The sequence below is a fragment of the Kibdelosporangium aridum genome (genome assembly GCF_900176515.1).
Taxonomy (GTDB): Bacteria; Actinomycetota; Actinomycetes; order Mycobacteriales; family Pseudonocardiaceae; genus Kibdelosporangium; species Kibdelosporangium aridum.
This window is the reverse complement of sequence record NZ_FWXV01000001.1, coordinates 1,479,118-1,495,600: the sequence shown is the minus strand read 5'-3', so window position 1 is coordinate 1,495,600 and position 16,483 is coordinate 1,479,118. Positions and strand designations below refer to the sequence as shown.

Here is a 16,483-nt window from a genome sequence, read left to right as displayed (position 1 = left end):
GGTGCTACCGGGGTCCGGTGCTCTCCCTGACGATCAACTCCGCGGGTACCAGGTCGCGTGCGTCCGGCTGGTGACCGGCGATCCGCGTGGCGAGCTGCCGGAAGGTCCGTCTGCCCACCTCGATGAAGTCCTGCCGGACGGTGGTCAGCGGCGGACTGAAGTACGCGGCCTCCGGCACGTCGTCGAACCCGGCGACGTGCACGTCCTTGGGGACGTTGATGCCCGCTTCGGCGAACGCGCGCAGCAGGCCGAGCGCCATCTGGTCGTTGGCCACAAAGACCGCACCAACACCCTTCTGGCCGGCAAGGGTTCGACCGGCTTCGTACCCGGAGCGCGAACTCCAGTCGCCACGCACCACCCGCGGCACTTTGGCGCCGCGCCGTTCCAAGGTCTCCCGCCAGGCCAGCTCGCGGTCGCGTGCCTCAAGCCAGTCGGCCGGGCCTGCCACGTGCCACACCGTCTTGTGCCCCAACGCGAGCAAGTGCTCGGTCGCACGACGGGCACCGTCGTACTGGTCGACCGCGATCACCGGGATCGGGGCGTGCTCGCCACCACCGACGGCGACCAGCGGCACATCGCTGGGCATGTGCGCCAAGGCCTTGCCGGTCGCCACGTGCGGTGCGATCACCACAATGCCCTCGACCGCCTGCCTGCGCAGGGTTTCGATGGCGTCGGCGATGGACGTCCGGTTGGGGGCACTGACACTGGTGATCGTGACCGAGTACCCAGCCTCACGGGCGGCGTTCTCGATGCCGTACAGCGTGCTCGCCGGGCCGTAGAGGGTGGAGTCCAGCGCGACCACACCGAGGTTGCCGGTCTTGCCGGTGACCAGGGCACGAGCGGCCGAGTTGGGCCGGTAGTCCAGCTTCTCCACGGCGGCCATCACGCGGGCTCGCGTCTCGGCACGGACCGGGCCGGTCCCGTTGATCACCCGGGACACCGTCATGTGGGACACGCCCGCGAGCTCGGCCACGTCGGTCAGGCTCGCATGCCGTGTGCCTGTCATGACCACCTCCCGTTCGCTTCGCTGCGGCGTGACGAGAGGTCAGTGTTAGCGATAACATCCACTGGGTCAAGAAGCGCGGGCGTAACGGTCAAGTCACGAGCGCGCAATCGGCCACCCAGGTCGTGTGATCACCATTGGATGACGATACCGCCTCGCGCTAGCGGATCCGGGCCGCGACACCGGCAGCGGTCGCTCCGAGGGTTGCCAGTGCCGCTACCGGGAACAGCACGACCCAGGGAGCGCGCTCCACGTACGGCATGCCCTCGGCGAGCAACATCCCCCACTCCGGGCTGGGCGGTTGGGCGCCGAGCCCGAGAAACCCCAGCGAGGCCACAGCCAGCGCGACACCGGGAAGCCGGACAACGGCACCGCGCGTCACCGCTGGAACAACCGCAGGCAACACGTGCCTCATGAGCAACCACGTCCCGGTGGCGCCGACGGCGCGGGACGCCTCCAAGTGCGGCGACGCCCGCTGTTCGAGCGCAAGCGACCGCGCGTGCGCAGCCAGCGGCGCCCACAACACGGCCGCGACCGCTACCGCAGCACCGAGCACCCCTGGACCAATGACGGTGGCGACGATCAGAGCCGCGATCGTGGGCGGCAACGCATTCGCCACGTCGACGACGGCAGTACCTCGGAAGATCAAGCCCCAGGCCAGTCCGATGGCCAGCGCCGCGGCCGTCACCAGCAAGGCCAGGACCGCGGTGCTCAACGCACCGTGCCCGACACGAGCAAGCAAGTCACGTCCCAGCGCGTCCGTTCCGAAGGGGTGCTCAAGCGATGGAGGTCGCAGGCGGGCGGTGAGGTCGACCGCCATCGGATCACGTAACAGGCCTGCGACGGCGACACCGACGATCATCAAGGCCAACGCCGGAAGCAGCCGTGACCGTGGCCGAGTCGAAGTCGGCGACGCCATCATGCTCCCGGCCGCGAACGCGGGACCGAGCAGCAGACGTTGCCCCCACGTTCCCAGCACACCCGCCACCGTGCCGATGAGCAGAATGACCAGAACGCACCCTTGCACGACAGGCATATCCTGCGCCAGAGCCCCTGACACGGCCATCCGGCCGATGCCCGGCAACGCGAACACGACCTCGACTGCCACTGCCCCGCCGATCAACCCGGCCACGATCAGCGCGAGCTGTCCGCTGACCACGGACGCGGCACGCCGGAGAACAGCCGTCATCACGAGCCGGCGCGGATATCCCGCAGCCTGCCACGTGGCGATCCACGGCTCCGTGCTCGCAGCCCGGACAGCGTCGTGGCCGACCGTGCCGAGAACAGCGCCCGCAGGCACACCGAGTGCGATCGACGGCAGCACGGCATGCATCACGCCGTCCCAGCCCGACGTGGGCAACAGCCCCAATTTCACGGCGAAGACCACCAGCAGCACCATCGCGATGAGGAATTCGGGCAGAGCGGCGAGCATCGCCGCCGTCCGTGACAAACCCCGGACAGCCAGCGGTAGCGCGACCAGCATGGCCACCAATGCGGCGAATCCGGCGAGACTCATCGAGACCTGCAAGGCACGCAGCAGTTCCGGACCGACGGGCGCGCCAGACACCCACGACCGCCCGAAGTCCGCACGCACCAAGCCTTCGATCCAGCGTTGGAGCAGCCCGAACGGCCCCGCGTCGAGGCCGAGCTCGGTGCGTACGGCGGCCAGCGCCGCCTGGTCCGGTTCGCGATCCGTGAGCCTGGCCCGCAGCACCGCCAGCGCGGGATCACGGCCGGCGAGAATGGGCAACAAGCCGACCGTCACCGTTGCGGCGAGCAGGATCGCGAACCGGCGCAGCACGATCACGATCGTCGAGTCGCCTTGGTGATGAGGTGTCGTTCGAACGAGTCGCTGGCCACCTCCGTGACACCTGAAGCCACACCGATCCGAGCGCGTTCGTGCACCAGCGGGACGAGCGCGTCGGTCGCGAGAACAGCGGCCTCCACCTTGAGCGGGTCCTCGCCCTGTCCGACGGCCGCGTCGACCGCGGGATCGCAGAGCCGTGCGAGGTTGTAGCTGCCGCCGCACGTCATGTCCGTCGCCAGGTAGGTGAACGGATCGCCGGTGTCGAGCAGATAGGAGCGGGTGGAGACGACGGCGTCGAACTTGCCCGCGAGCAGGTCCGGTTCCAGCAGGCTGTATTCGCGCACCACCTGCTCGACAACAAACCCCTTGGCCCGCAGCGCTTCCGCGATCACACTCGCGACCTCGGGCAGTTCCGCGCGGTCGCCGTACGTGGCAAGGACGATCTTCTGCCCTGACGGTGTCGCAGGGGCAGTCGGGTGGTTGATGGTCCGTTGCCCCGCCCACGGACTGGCCGGGCCGTAGATGCCCCGGGCAACATCCGCGCGGCCCTCGTACACACCTTGCGCGAGCGCGCCCGGGTCGACCGTGCTCCGGGCAGCGGCCCGAAGGCCAGCGTCCGCGAACGGCGGCTTCGACGTGTTGAGGTGCAACGAGACCGTCCTGGGCAACGGCACTTCGAGCAGTTGGCGCGCGTCAAGGCTCGCCGCCGCCGCGACTGGCAGCGCGTGCACGACGTCGGCCTCACCGGCCCTCAGCGCGGCAGCACGGGCAGTGCCGTCCGGCACGAACCTGACGTCCACACCGGACGCTTGTGGCGCGCCCGCCCAGTGCTGGGCGAAGGCGTCCAGCACTGCACTGTCCTTGCCTTGCAGGGACTTCAACGCGAACGGACCGGTGCCCGCACTGCCAGCGAGGATCACCAGGTTCGGCGACGACAGCCGTTGCGGCAACATCGCATCCGGCTTGGTCGTGGCCACAACGACATCGCGGTCTCCGTCCGCCTTCACGGTAAGCCCAAGCCCCTTGACGGCCCGGGGAACCGGGCTCGCCGACGCCGCCTTGGTGAGCGCGTCGACGACGTGCTGCGTTGTCAGAGTGGTTCCGTCATGGAACTTCACGCCGCTGCGCACGCGAAAACGCCACGTCGTCGCGTCCACCCTGGTCCAGCTTTCGGCCAGGCCCGGCACCGGCTTGCCACCCGCGTCCAGTTCCACCAACGGCTCCGCGATGCCAAGCCTGGTCAGCAACAGAGCGTCGTCACCCCACGGCGACATGGCCTGCGCAGGCGGGAACGGCAGCACCACACGCAACCTGCCATCGCCATTCGTTGCCGAGCCGGCGAAACACCCTGTCGCCAGCATTCCGACGGCAAGCAGGAACGCGACTATCCGAACCAAGAGAACCACCTTCTGTCAGCGGACCAGAACACCGCGGGATACGAGAACGGCGAGCACAACGGCACCACCGAGAGGGACGAGCGCGAGCAACAGCCAGGCGACCGGCCCGAGACCGAGGACGGCACCGCTGGCAGTACTGCCGATCAGCACCGCCACGCCACCCACCGACGACAGAAACCCGAAGTGGGCCCCCAACCGGCGTTCCCCAGCGAGCGCCGGCACCAGCTCCTGCGCGAAGGGCACCGCGAGCATCTGCCCAAGAGTCAACAGAACGACCAGCAGGACGGCGGGCAGCAAACCGGGCAACGGCACCGCCACAACCGCGAAAGCGGCCGCCATAAGCACAAATCCGGCTGCGACAGCGCGCCCGGGACCCAATACGCGCCGAGCGATCGCGGTGGTCGGCAACTGACCGAACACGATGATCAAGGAGGCCAACGCGAACAGCCAACCGAGAGCGGCCTCACCTCCGGTCACGGACCGCAGTTCACTGGGCAAGGCGAGATAAAGCTGGTTGTACGACACCAGATATCCGGAATACGCCACCGCGAACACGACGAACACCCGGTTGCCGAACACCTCACGCCAGCCCGCCAGCACCGGTTCCGACGCGTGCTCCCCCGGCCGGTACGGCAACAGCCAGGCATGACCGATCGCGATAAGCACGAACAGGCCAGCCGCGACCCAACACGCGAGGCCGAAGTCCGTCAGCACGAGAGCACCGAGCAACGGTCCCGTGACCGCACCTATCTGCCCGCACACCGCGAGCATCGCGAACGCCGTTCCGCGTAACTGCGGGCCCGCTTCCCGGGCCAGTGATGCTTCGACAGCCGGCGAGAACAGCGCACCCGCGAAGCCGGTGAGCACAGCACCCGCGAGCACACCGGGCAGCGTCTCGGACACGGCCAGCAACACAAACCCGGCGACCCGGACAGCACACCCGGCGAGGATCACCGGCTTCGCACCGAACCGGTCGGTCAGCGTGCCACCGACGAGGAACAGGCCCTGCTGGCTGAACGTCCGCAGGCCGAGTACGAGCCCGACGAGCCAGCCCGCCAACGCCAGGTCCTCGACGAGGTGACCGGCCAGATACGGCAGGACCAGGAAGAACCCGATGTTGAACAGCAACTGGGTGACGACCAGAAGCCGCACGACAGGCGCCAGTTCGCCGAACCGCGCCAGCGTCTTGCGACGCGTGCTGACAGACCCGGTCACCGAACTCCCCCGGACTCGACGGTTGATAACGCGAACACCGTAACGGTTTTCATTATCGTGTCGAGTCTGAGGTGATCAAGCCCACGCTCGGGCGTGCGGGCGACTGGGGTTCCGCCGAGCCTGGTGTCCTATCCCCGTGCGTGAAGGGTCATTTGCCGACGTTCGCCAGGTTCTCCTGGTAGGGCTTGGCTATCTCGTCCATCACCTGATGCGGCGTCGCCGTGCCGGTGATCAGCTTCTGCACCGCCGAAACCTGCACATCGTAATAACCCGGCGCCGGCCAGTCCGGATAGAACGCCAACCGATCCTGCGCGGCCAACGTCTTGAAATTCTCCGCCACTTCCTTCAACTGCGGCGCCGCACTCGACGCCGAACCAGTGTCCACAAGCGGCACACCACCCGCATCACGCAACTTGTCCTGAATCTGCGGCGACATCGTGATCTGAATGAAGTCGTACGCCAATTCCTTGTTCTTCGACCCCGCCGGAACCACCCACATGTTGCCCGCGGACCCCGCCGTCAGCCCCGGCCACAGGAACGACCCCCACTGGAAATCCTTGATCCCCGAAGCCAGCCTGCCGTACCACCAACTGCCACTGATCATGATCGGATGCTTGCCCTGCATGAACGACACACCCATGTCCTCGGCCTTCACCCCCGCCGAGTCCTTGCTGACATACCGCTTGTCCACCCAGTCAGCGAACGTACTGGCCCCATGCATCCACGCCGCGTCATGGAAATCCACCGGACCGGTGTACCGCTGGAACCGATCCACCCAATCCTTGTTCGCCTTCGACAGCGCCAACTGGTACATGATCTGGTGCGCCGGATACTCCGCACCCCCGACCGCCAACGGGGTCACACCGGCCGCGACGAACTTGTCCATCGCCGCCGTCAGCTCCGCGATCGAGGTCGGCACCGCGATGCCCTGCCGGGCGAACATGTCCTTGTTGTAGAAAACCATCACGTACTCGGCATAATTCGGCACACCGAACCACTTGCCAGACCCCATCACACCCTTCTCGTCATAACGAGCCGTGGTCTGGATCCCCGGACCGAGATGCTTGTCCCAGCCCCGCTTGGTCACCTCGTCACTGATGTCGGTCAGCAGTCCTTGTTTGGACAGCAGGCCAGCCGTCGCGTTGCCCTTGTTGTACTCCATCACATCCGGCGCGTCGCTGGAGTTCAGCACCATCGGCGCCGTCTTCTGGATCTGTTCGAACCCCTTCTCCTCAAAGGCGATCTTCACCCCGGGATACATGGCCTCGAACTGCTTGATCGCCTCGGCCCACGCCACACCCATCGCACTGTCGGGGCCCTCGTAGTGCCAGAGCTTCAACGTCCTCGGGCCGTCGGCCTGGTCGCCCGATCCACATCCGGCGATCGCCAGTACGGCCGTCAACGCGATTGCGAGAACTCGCTTGGACATCCGGCCTCTCCTCCGCACAACGGTGAACGGACTGTCGAAGCGCTTCGAAACACCATAGGACCACGTCCGCGCCGAGCACAACTGTGCGTACATACGTCTTGACCGTTCGCGTCGGCGTCTCTACGGTCGAGGCACCCTCGCTGGATGTTAGCGATAACACTGCTGTCGGGAAAGGGATCAACGATGACCCGTCGATTCAGCAGGCTGGCGGCTGCGCTGGGCATGGCCCTGATTTGTGGCCTGCTCGCCGCGCCAGCCGCCGCCGTACCGCAACCGGCGCAGGAACCCTATGCGGGGTACGCGTTCTTCTACTTCACCGGTGAGGGCACCGCGAACGGCGAGCAGATCTACCTTGCCACGAGTCGTGGCAACGACCCGCTGAAGTTCGACGAACGCAACGACGGCCAGCCGGTGCTCACCTCGACACTGGGCGACAAGGGCGTGCGCGACCCGTTCATCATCCGCGCTCCCGAAGGCGACAAGTTCTACCTGCTGGCCACTGATCTGAAGATCTACGGCAACGGCGACTGGGACAAGGCGCAACGGCACGGCAGCAGGTCGATCATGGTCTGGGAGTCGCGCGACCTGGTCAACTGGTCGACGCAGCGCTCCGTACAGGTCTCACCACCCACTGCGGGCAACACCTGGGCGCCGGAAGCGTACTGGGACAGCAAACGCGGCGAGTACGTGGTTTTCTGGGCGTCCAAACTGTACGCCGAGAACGACCCTGGGCACACCGGCTCCAGCTACAACCGGATGATGTACGCGACCACTCGCGACTTCGTGACGTTCAGCGAGGCGAAGGTCTGGGTGGACCCGGGATACTCGGTGATCGACTCGACCGTCATCGAGCACCAGGGCACCTACTACCGGTACACAAAGGACGAGCGGGATCCGAGTTCGTCCAGCCCGTGCAGCAAGTTTATCGTCGCCGAGAAGTCGACTGACCTGCTGGACACCTCGTACGACTTCATCAGCGAATGCATCGGCAAGCCGGACATCAGTCGCGGTGAAGGCCCGACGGTGTTCAAGTCGAACACCGAGAACAAGTGGTACATGTTCATCGACGAGTTCGGCGGCCGTGGTTACGTCCCGTTCGAGACCACTGACCTGGCGACGGGCAAGTGGACGATGTCGGCCGGTGCCCAACTCCCGGCGTCACCACGACACGGCACCGTCCTGCCCGTCACCAAGAAGGAACACGACCGGCTCACCGGAGGCCCCGTGCCGCCGGTGAAGGCGGACCGCAACGGCCTTGTCGCTCACTGGCCGCTCAACGCGGGGTCAGGCAAGACTGCCAAGGACATCACCGGTCACGGTTACGACGGAGCACTTTCCGGCGACGTGAGGTGGTCGAACGGATCGCTGTCATTCGGTGGTACGAACGGCTTCGTCGATCTGCCCGACAACATGCTGTCCGGCGTGGACTCGGTCACGGTTTCCGCGGACGTGTATGTCGACCCGGCTCAGCAGACACCGTACTTCTTGTACGGCTTCGGCAACACCGGATCGTCGGGTACTGGAAACGGGTATTTGTTCAGTACCGGCGGCAGTTCCGACAGCGGTCTGCGCTCCGCGATATCCAGCGGGGACTGGCGTTCCGAACAACAAACCGCCGCGTCAACCGGCTTGTCCAGAGGTTCGTGGCACAACATCGCGTACACCCTCGGTGACGGCAAAGCCGTGCTCTATCTGGACGGACAAGTGGTCGCCCGCAATGAGACCGTGAGTTTGAAGCCGTCGGACATCGGTGGCGGTCGTACGGCGGCGAATTACCTGGGCCGCTCGCTGTACACCGCGGACAAGTACTTCCAGGGCAGGATGAAGGACGTCCGGCTCTACAAACGGGCGCTGACCGCCGCCGAGATCGCCGCTCTGCCGAGCAACATCACGACGATCCGGTCGGTCACCATGCCCGAGCTGAAGGTGCCCGCCATCATCGACACGACCGCCGGAACCGTCGTGCTGCCTGTCAAGCCAGGGACGGATATCCGCCGCCTGGCCCCGTCTTTCGAACTCGCCCCCGGCGCGTCGATCCGGCCGAGCAGTGGCCAGTACGTGGATCTCAGCAAACCTGTGCCGTACCGCGTGATCGCGCCGCGCGGCAACACTCGCGTTTGGACGGTCAGCGCCCGGGAAATGCGCAGTCCGTTGCCACCAGGGCTGAACGCCGATCCCAACATCGCGGTGTTCGGTGACACGTACTACATGTACGCCACCACTGACGGGTTCCCGAACTGGGGCAGCACGACGTTCAAGGTGTGGTCCTCCAAGGACCTGGTGAGCTGGATCGATCACGGCGTGGCCCTGGATCTGGGTCCCGGCGTCTCATGGGCGGACAACAACGCCTGGGCACCGGGAATCGCGCACCGGAACGGCAAGTACTACTTCTACTTCTGCGCCGAGGCCAAGATCGGCGTGGCTGTCAGCGACTCGCCAACCGGCCCGTTCGTCGACTCCGGACAACCGTTGGTCAGCCGCAATCCTGACAGCGGCCAGGCCATCGACCCAGCGGTGTTCACTGACGACGACGGTCAGGCATACCTCTACTGGGGCAACGGCTCGGCGTACGTCGTACCGCTGAACAATGACATGGTCTCCTTCGACCAAGCCAAAGTAACGCGGATCACCGGCTTGACGGATTTCCGCGAAGGCTTGTTCATGGTCAAGCGCAACGGAACCTACTACCTGAGCTGGTCCATCGACGACACCCGTAGCGAGAACTACCGCGTCGCGTACGCCACCGGCAACAGCCCGACCGGACCGTTCACCAACCGCGGCGAGATCCTGCGCAAGGACTTGTCACTGGGCATCAAAGGCACTGGCCACAGCTCGATGCTGCAGATCCCTAGCACCGACGAGTGGTACATCGCGTACCACCGGTTCGCCATTCCCGGCGGCGACGGGACCCACCGCGAGTCCACAATCGACAAGCTGAAGTTCAACCCGGACGGCACGATCGTCCCGGTCGTACCGACGCTCGAGAGCATTGAGCGGAGGCCGATCGGGTAACCCTGCAACGAAAGGTCCCATGCAATGACGCATAACCGACGGGCGTTCTTGGCCGCCGGGTGCGGTGGCCTGCTTGGCGCGGCCATCGGCACCCAGCCGGCAGCGGCGGCGACTTGGGAGACGGTGATCAGCGGTTCGTTCGCGAACTACTCGACGCTGCAAGCCGCATGGAACTACCGCTATCCGTGGGGGTCGGACCACAACGGCTCGGCCCGGATGTACGCCAGCGCCTCGGATCACAACCACGTCTACCTGGAAAGCAACGGCGTTCTGGTGCTCAAGGCCACTCGGATCTCCTGGAACGAGGGCAACAGCTCGCACGATCCATACCTGCCCATCCGCTACCACTCCGGCGCCATCCACGCCCGCCAGCACGTCACAGTCACCGACCAGTTCCCGAACTGGGAAGTCAAAGGCGAGTTCCAGGCCCCGTCGGCGCGCGGCACGTGGCCTGCGTTCTGGCTTACCGGAGCCACGAGCTGGCCGCCGGAAAGCGACATCCTCGAGTACAAAGGGGACGCCCGCAACTGGTTCAACACATACCGCAACGCGATCGGCGGGTGGTCCAACACCATCGTCAACGTCTCGAACCCTGGCGCGTGGCACGGGTACCGGGCGTGGATCACCAAGGTCAACGCCACCGATGTCGACATCCACTACTACCTGGACGGCAACTGGGTCGGCCAGCACCGCGGCGCGAACTTCGCGGGCAAACCGATGTGGATCATCATCAACCTGCAGATGGAGGGGTCCTCCGGCGCGTCTGGCCCGTCCACCGACACCTACTACCGGGCCCGCAACGTCTACGTTGGACGAACCAGGGCCTGACGCCGTTCGTTGAACGCCGCCAGTAGCAACAGGACCGCGATCTGGACGCATTGCTGGCCGTACTCGTTGATTTTGAGGACGTCCATGACGGCGAGCAGCTGCACGCACAACACTGAGCCGAGAACGGTGCCGATGACCGTGCCGCGGCCACCGGACAGGCTTGCCCCGCCGATCAGCACGGCTGTGAGCACAAGGAATTCGAGCCGCACACCGGTCCCAAGGGGTGACAGCTCGGGTCCCGCCAGCGCTCCGGCGAGTGCGGCCAGCACACCAGAAGTCACGTACACCAGGGTCCGCACCAAGCCGGGACGGATCCCGGACAGACGTGCTCCGTCCGCATTGGACCCGACGAAGTACACGTGCAGTCCGGTCCTGGTTCGAGTCAGCACGATGTGGGCAGCAATGACGATCACCACCGCGACCCACACGACGACGGGTACGCCGAACCACCGCGTTGGATCCCCACTTGCCCCTCGCGGTCCTGCGCTCACGAGCACAGCACAGGTCGCCAACGTCACCAGGTACGGCGGTATCCGGGTCCGGGCCACCAGCAAGCCGTTGACCAGCCCACATGCCAATCCGACCAGCAGGCCGTAAGGCAGTCCGACAACCGCGAAGGCGGCGACCGGTCCAGCGGAGAGATCCATACCGCCCGCAGCGACGACGAACAGCAGTCCAATCGCGACAGACGCGATCAGTGCCGCACGGACAAGCCCTGGAGTGGACAGTAACGTTCCCGGTTGCGCGGCCACCGCACCAGCCGCCAGCACGACGAGGATCGCTTCCCTGGACCTGGCTGCCGTCGCAACGATCATGCGGCTCCCTCACCCACGAGGTAACCGTCCCGAAGCACGACCACGCGGTCGGCGAGTTCGGTCACCTCGGTCGAATCGCTGGAGATGACCACGACGGCCACACCCGCGGCGGCCAGCTCCCGGATCATCCACCGGATCTCCCCGTCAGCCGAGGTACCCGGTTCATCGATGACAAGTACCTGTGACTCGGCCGCGAGCCACTTCGCGAGGCCGATCTTGCGCATCTCGGCGAAGGAAAGCCCGTCAATCGGCAGGCGGGGACTCGGGTACTCGACACCGAGCAATGTTTGGACGTGCCGCACCAGCCGTTGTTGCGCCCTGCGCGACCATACCGAGGACGGCGCCAGCAGCCGGAGATTTCCCGCGACTGTCTGTCCCGGGACCAAGCCGGAACCAGAACCGCCATCGGACATATAGCCGACGCCGGCCCGCACGGCGTCATGTGGACCGCGTAGTCGCAGGGGTGATCCGTGCAACAGAATCTCACCGTCCAGAACAGGAGCGGCCCCGAACAACGCCTTGCCCACATCGGACCGACCAGCACCGATCACGGCGACGATCTCGCCGCCGCCAACGCTGAACGAGACATTGTGTACATCATCACCGGTACGCAGCCCACGAACCTCCAGCACAGGCTCGTCGGCCTCAGAGGCTGACACGAACGGCATGTCGTCCACCACGCTCATGTTGCCCAGCACAGTGATCCGGTCGCAGATCTTCTGCATCTCCTGAACACACCGGCTTGCGTAGATGACAGCCATACCCGCTTCGGCCAGCTTGTCCACCACCGAGTGCAGTCGGCGTAGATCTTCGGCCGGCATGAAGGCACCTAGACCGTCGAAGGCGACCACCCGCGCTCCGATCGCGTAGGCATTGGCCGCTTGCACAGCACAGCGCATCGCCGGCGACAAGTGCCGAACGGGCAGCCGAGGGTCGATCCGCAGGCCCAAAGCCGAGAGCACGCCGGCACTCCGGGCGAGCAACTTGCGTCGATCCACCAGCCGGAACCGGTTCCGGGGTTCGACACCGACGCATACGTTCTCGGCCACCGAAAGGTCAAGCGCCACCGCGTCCGGATCGCGGATCACCCGCATCACACCGGCACTCGCCGCCAGCAGGACGGGATTTCCCGCGATGACCACCTGACCGGAGTCCGGCATCAGCTCACCGGCGAGCATGTCGATCACCGCCGACTTCCCGGCACCACGGCCACCCGCCAGGCCCATCACCTCGCCCGCGCGCACGTCAAGGTCCACATTGTCCACACCGGACGCATCGCCGAAACGCCGGACCACACGGCGCATGCGCACCAACGCCACACCTGCCCCCTGGGTCCCGCTAGTTGAATTAATGATCGTTCAACCACGTGAACCGTACGATGGCAGACAGGCGGCGTCAACCGGCATTCGCGAGAAACCCTCGCGAATGCCGGTCACACCTCTTAGGACATACTTCCCATGATCACGCCGCGACCGTTCGTTCCCAAGTAGACCCTGCCGTAAACGCGTGGATCACCAGTAATGGCGTCACCGATGTTGCCGTACCTGTGTTTGTCGTCATTGATCCGCACCCAGATGGCGCCAGCGTCGATAGACCGGAACACCCCGTGCACACCGGCTATCCGGGCGATCGTGTACAGGGCCGGATAGCTCTTGCCGGGAGCCGCCCGGCCGATTCCGATGTTCTCCGCTTCCTGCACGCCTTGAACTTTCACGAAAGTGGCGCCTGAATCGGTTGAGCGCCACAGACCGCCGGTTCCCGCGAGCCAGATGTCACCTTCCCGGCCGGCCACGGCCGTGAACCGCGCACTGCTCGGCAGGCCTGCCGCCGAGCTCGCCGAGAAACTCGCTCCGCCGTCCACGCTGACGTAGAACTTTCCGGAAGCGAAGCCGTAGAACTTCCGCGGGTTCACGCGGTCAGCCGCGACTTTCGCACCAGCGGGAATTCCCGTCGAGGCGGTCCACGAGCTCCCATAGCCAGAGGCGTAGTGCACGCCCGTACCTGTTGGACTCCACACGAATCTACTCGCATCCGCGCCCGCGGCGACCGTCCCACCGCCGCTGACCCCCGCCGGTTCCGCACCTTGGAACCAGTTGGCGCCGCCGTTGGTGGAGAACGCGATACGGTTGTCGTTCGGCCTCGCGGCCTTGTCGAAGTTCCCGACACGCACCATCGACGCTGGATTGCGCTCGGCGAAGTCCAGATCGGTCGTGGTCGTGAAAACTGGTGACAGGAACACATTCCGGGGAACCGCGCCAAGCTGGTCGTGCCGGAACCCGCCGATGTCGCCCAGTGCGCTGATCAGCGGCGCTCCGGTCGGCGGACTGATCAGGTCGAGCACCGCGGTCTCCTCGAGACCGCCGACCATCGGCTTGATCGTGATCTTACCGCCGGTATCCCATGCTGTGAGGTTTGTCGTGCCGTAGATGGTGGCGCCGGTGCCGTACATCATCCGGTTCGAGTCGAACGGGTCGATCTCCATCGCCTCGGTCATCCAGCCGAGCTTCGGTGTCACTTCCGGCGGTTGCGGATTCGCACCGAGACTCAGCCACGGCACCGCCGAAATGTCATGGCTGTAGCGGAAAGAACGGTTCGGGTAGCTCGTCCAGTCCCAGATCCTTGTCCAAGTCGCGCCGCTGTCCGTACTGCGGAACAGAATGATGTCCGGCCACCATGACACCTGCGTGGACACCATCAGGGTGCCTGGTTTGCCGCGATCGAGGGTGAGACCGCTGTAGCCGAAGTAGTTGTCGGAACTACTCGACGGAATCGGGCTGATCTGTGTCCATTGGCCGGAGGCCGTGGTGAACTTCCAGACGTCGCCTTTGCTCCCGTCGTACGGTCCGCCAGTGTCACTGGTCGCGATGTACAGCTGACCGTTGACTGGGTCGAGAACTCCCTTGTGCGGCAGGTATCCGGTCGGTTGCCCGGCGACTCGTTCCCAGCTGGCGCCGCCGTTCGTGCTGCGATACAGGATGTTCTGCTTGTCCGCGACACCGACGTAGATGGTCTGCGTGGTGTTACCCCGGCTGCCGGTTCGCGGGTCGAACGTCACCCACAGCACGCCCTGGTTGTCGTTGAGATAACCGTTGGGATCATTCGGATCCTGGGCGTAGTTGCCCGGGTTCGGGAACGAGGTGACCTTGCTCCAGGTGGCACCCGAGTCCGTGCTGCGCCACAGGCCGTTCCCGCTCGGCGCGGCCAGGTACAGAACGCTGTTGCGGTTGGGGTCGATGGCCAGCCGCTCCCCCATTCCCCGGCCCGGCATGTTCCCGCCCAGCTTGAACGGCAGATTCGTCTGTTGCCAGGAGTTTCCGCGGTCGCTCGATCTCAGGATGGCGCCGTTGTTGGGATCCCAGCTGTTGGTGTACATCCCGGCGGCGACGTAGACCCGGTTCGGGTCGACCGGGTCGGTGGCCAGGCTGGCCACACCGTTGAGCCCCCAGTTGTCCCGGCCGATGTGGTCAAGCAAGGGAATCCACCTGCCAGTGGACTGGTTCCAGCGGTACGCGCCGCCGATGTCGGTCCGCGCGTAGATCAGGTTGCGTTCGGTTTGGTTGAACACGATTCCCGGTACGAACCCGCCGCCAGCGATCTCGACGTTGCTCCAGGTGTACGGCTCGGCCGCGTCTGCCACCGGGTTCGGTTGCGTCATCAGGCCCGCTGTCAGGATGATCGCGAGCGCGCCAGCAAGAGCTCTCCGCATTGAGAGTCCTCCGATCGCCGTGGTCGGACAAGGATCTGGGAGCGCTCCCAGATCCAGGGTAGCCGGACCGTCCGGCGCGGACAAGACACCCGTTGACACCCCGGAGCGGACCGCATACGGTAAGTCCGGAAAGCGCTTTCCGCGTTGCACGGCCGGACAACCCTGCATGTCCGGCCGACGCGGCCACGGCGGCTCGCGGCTTGCCCCAGCCGCTGTGGCCGCTTGCCCCGCACCGGAAAGGACACCCTCCCATGTGGACACGCTTTGTCGTGGCCGCAGTCATCGCGTCGGCTGCAGTGCTACCCGGACCACCACTCGGACCGTCACCGGCCGCATCCGCGCTCCCGACCGGACCAGACGGATTCGCCGCGGTCAATTCCCTGGGACAAAACGGAACGACCGGCGGCGCGGCGGGTGCCACCGTCACCGCGACCACAACAACCCAGTTCCTCGACTACATCGCGCGTCCTGAACCACTCGTCGTCCAGGTGCGTGGCACGATCACGCTCCCGACCGGGACCACCGACGGCATGCACAACGTCGCCTCGGACAAGACCATCATCGGGTTGGGCAGCGACGCCCGGCTGGTCGGCGGCGGACTGAACATCGGTCTGCCGGTCAACGACAAGATCACGGCACCACCACCGAACGCCGTGCACAACGTGATCATCCGCAACCTGTCACTCAGCGCCGCCACCGACGACCTGATCAACGTCCAGATGTTCTCCCATCACATCTGGATCGACCACAACGACTTCAGCAACGGTGACGACGGCGCCGTCGACATCAAGCGCGGTTCGGACTTCATCACCGTGTCCTGGAACAGGTTCCACGACCACGACAAGACCCTGCTGCTCGGCCACGACGACGACAACGGGGTACAGGACATCGGCCGCCTGCGGGTGACCTACCACCACAACTACTTCGACGGTTCCGACCAGCGCAATCCCCGGGTCCGCTTCGGTGAGCCGGTCCACGTCTACAACAACTACTACCGGGACAACAGCTACGGCGTCGCGGTAGCGATGAACGCGGGCGTCGTCCTGGAAGGCAATTACTTCTTCAGTGTGAACAACCCGGGCCGGGTCGACTTCAGCGGCGATCTCGGCCGGATGGTGGCCAGCGACAACGTCCTGGTCGACTGCAACCACGAGATCGAGACCCGTGGATCGGTCGTCGAACCGCGGACCTACTACCCGTACACCCTCCACCGTGCCACCGAAGTTCCCACCGTCGTGCCGAACGGCGCCGGTGTCGGCAGAATATGAGGA

The 16,483-nt window shown here is 65.6% G+C and carries 11 protein-coding genes; 3 read left to right on the top strand and 8 right to left on the bottom strand.

Annotated elements, in window-relative coordinates:
- Positions 1-4: 4 nt before the first annotated feature.
- The 5 genes from B9C43_RS06250 to B9C43_RS06230 all read right to left on the bottom strand — a co-directional run bounded on the left by B9C43_RS06250 (position 5) and on the right by B9C43_RS06230 (position 6,851).
- Positions 5-1,006, bottom strand: a complete 1,002-nt coding sequence (locus B9C43_RS06250) for a LacI family DNA-binding transcriptional regulator (protein WP_033392083.1) — start codon at positions 1,004-1,006, stop codon at positions 5-7.
- A gap of 157 nt (positions 1,007-1,163) precedes the next feature.
- A complete protein-coding gene (locus B9C43_RS06245) occupies positions 1,164-2,804 on the bottom strand; it encodes an ABC transporter permease subunit (RefSeq protein WP_200825435.1) in 1,641 nt (546 codons plus the stop codon).
- A gap of 2 nt (positions 2,805-2,806) precedes the next feature.
- Positions 2,807-4,207, bottom strand: a complete 1,401-nt coding sequence (locus B9C43_RS06240; RefSeq protein ID WP_235038452.1) for an ABC transporter substrate-binding protein — start codon at positions 4,205-4,207, stop codon at positions 2,807-2,809.
- A gap of 15 nt (positions 4,208-4,222) precedes the next feature.
- Positions 4,223-5,422, bottom strand: coding sequence for an MFS transporter (locus tag B9C43_RS06235; protein ID WP_084425037.1), 1,200 nt, complete (start codon positions 5,420-5,422; stop codon positions 4,223-4,225).
- A 148-nt stretch (positions 5,423-5,570) separates the two neighbouring features.
- Entirely contained in the window at positions 5,571-6,851 is a 1,281-nt protein-coding gene (locus B9C43_RS06230; protein ID WP_084425036.1) for an ABC transporter substrate-binding protein, read from the bottom strand.
- Between the two features lie 183 nt (positions 6,852-7,034).
- Between B9C43_RS06230 and B9C43_RS06225 the strand changes: the two genes are divergently transcribed.
- Together B9C43_RS06225 and B9C43_RS06220 are read left to right on the top strand one after the other, a co-directional pair.
- Entirely contained in the window at positions 7,035-9,863 is a 2,829-nt protein-coding gene (locus tag B9C43_RS06225; protein WP_084425035.1) for a family 43 glycosylhydrolase, read from the top strand.
- Positions 9,864-9,887: 24 nt separating this feature from the next.
- Positions 9,888-10,691 carry a glycoside hydrolase family 16 protein gene (locus B9C43_RS06220; protein WP_084425034.1) on the top strand — a complete coding sequence of 268 codons (804 nt, stop codon included), beginning with the start codon at positions 9,888-9,890 and terminating at the stop codon, positions 10,689-10,691.
- Here B9C43_RS06220 and B9C43_RS06215 read toward each other — a convergent pair.
- The 3 genes from B9C43_RS06215 to B9C43_RS06205 all read right to left on the bottom strand — a co-directional run bounded on the left by B9C43_RS06215 (position 10,667) and on the right by B9C43_RS06205 (position 15,212).
- On the bottom strand, positions 10,667-11,506 hold the full coding sequence (locus B9C43_RS06215; RefSeq protein WP_084425033.1) for an ABC transporter permease: 840 nt from the start codon (positions 11,504-11,506) through the stop codon (positions 10,667-10,669). The genes B9C43_RS06220 and B9C43_RS06215 overlap by 25 nt on opposite strands.
- Entirely contained in the window at positions 11,503-12,825 is a 1,323-nt protein-coding gene (locus B9C43_RS06210; protein WP_084425032.1) for an ATP-binding cassette domain-containing protein, read from the bottom strand. The genes B9C43_RS06215 and B9C43_RS06210 overlap by 4 nt, the downstream gene beginning before the upstream one ends.
- A gap of 122 nt (positions 12,826-12,947) precedes the next feature.
- The gene (locus B9C43_RS06205) at positions 12,948-15,212 is read right to left on the bottom strand and encodes a WD40/YVTN/BNR-like repeat-containing protein (protein WP_084425031.1); all 2,265 of its coding nucleotides are present in this window, start codon (positions 15,210-15,212) and stop codon (positions 12,948-12,950) included.
- Between the two features lie 251 nt (positions 15,213-15,463).
- Between B9C43_RS06205 and B9C43_RS06200 the strand changes: the two genes are divergently transcribed.
- On the top strand, positions 15,464-16,480 hold the full coding sequence (locus B9C43_RS06200; RefSeq protein ID WP_084425030.1) for a pectate lyase family protein: 1,017 nt from the start codon (positions 15,464-15,466) through the stop codon (positions 16,478-16,480).
- The last annotated feature ends 3 nt before the right edge of the window (positions 16,481-16,483 follow it).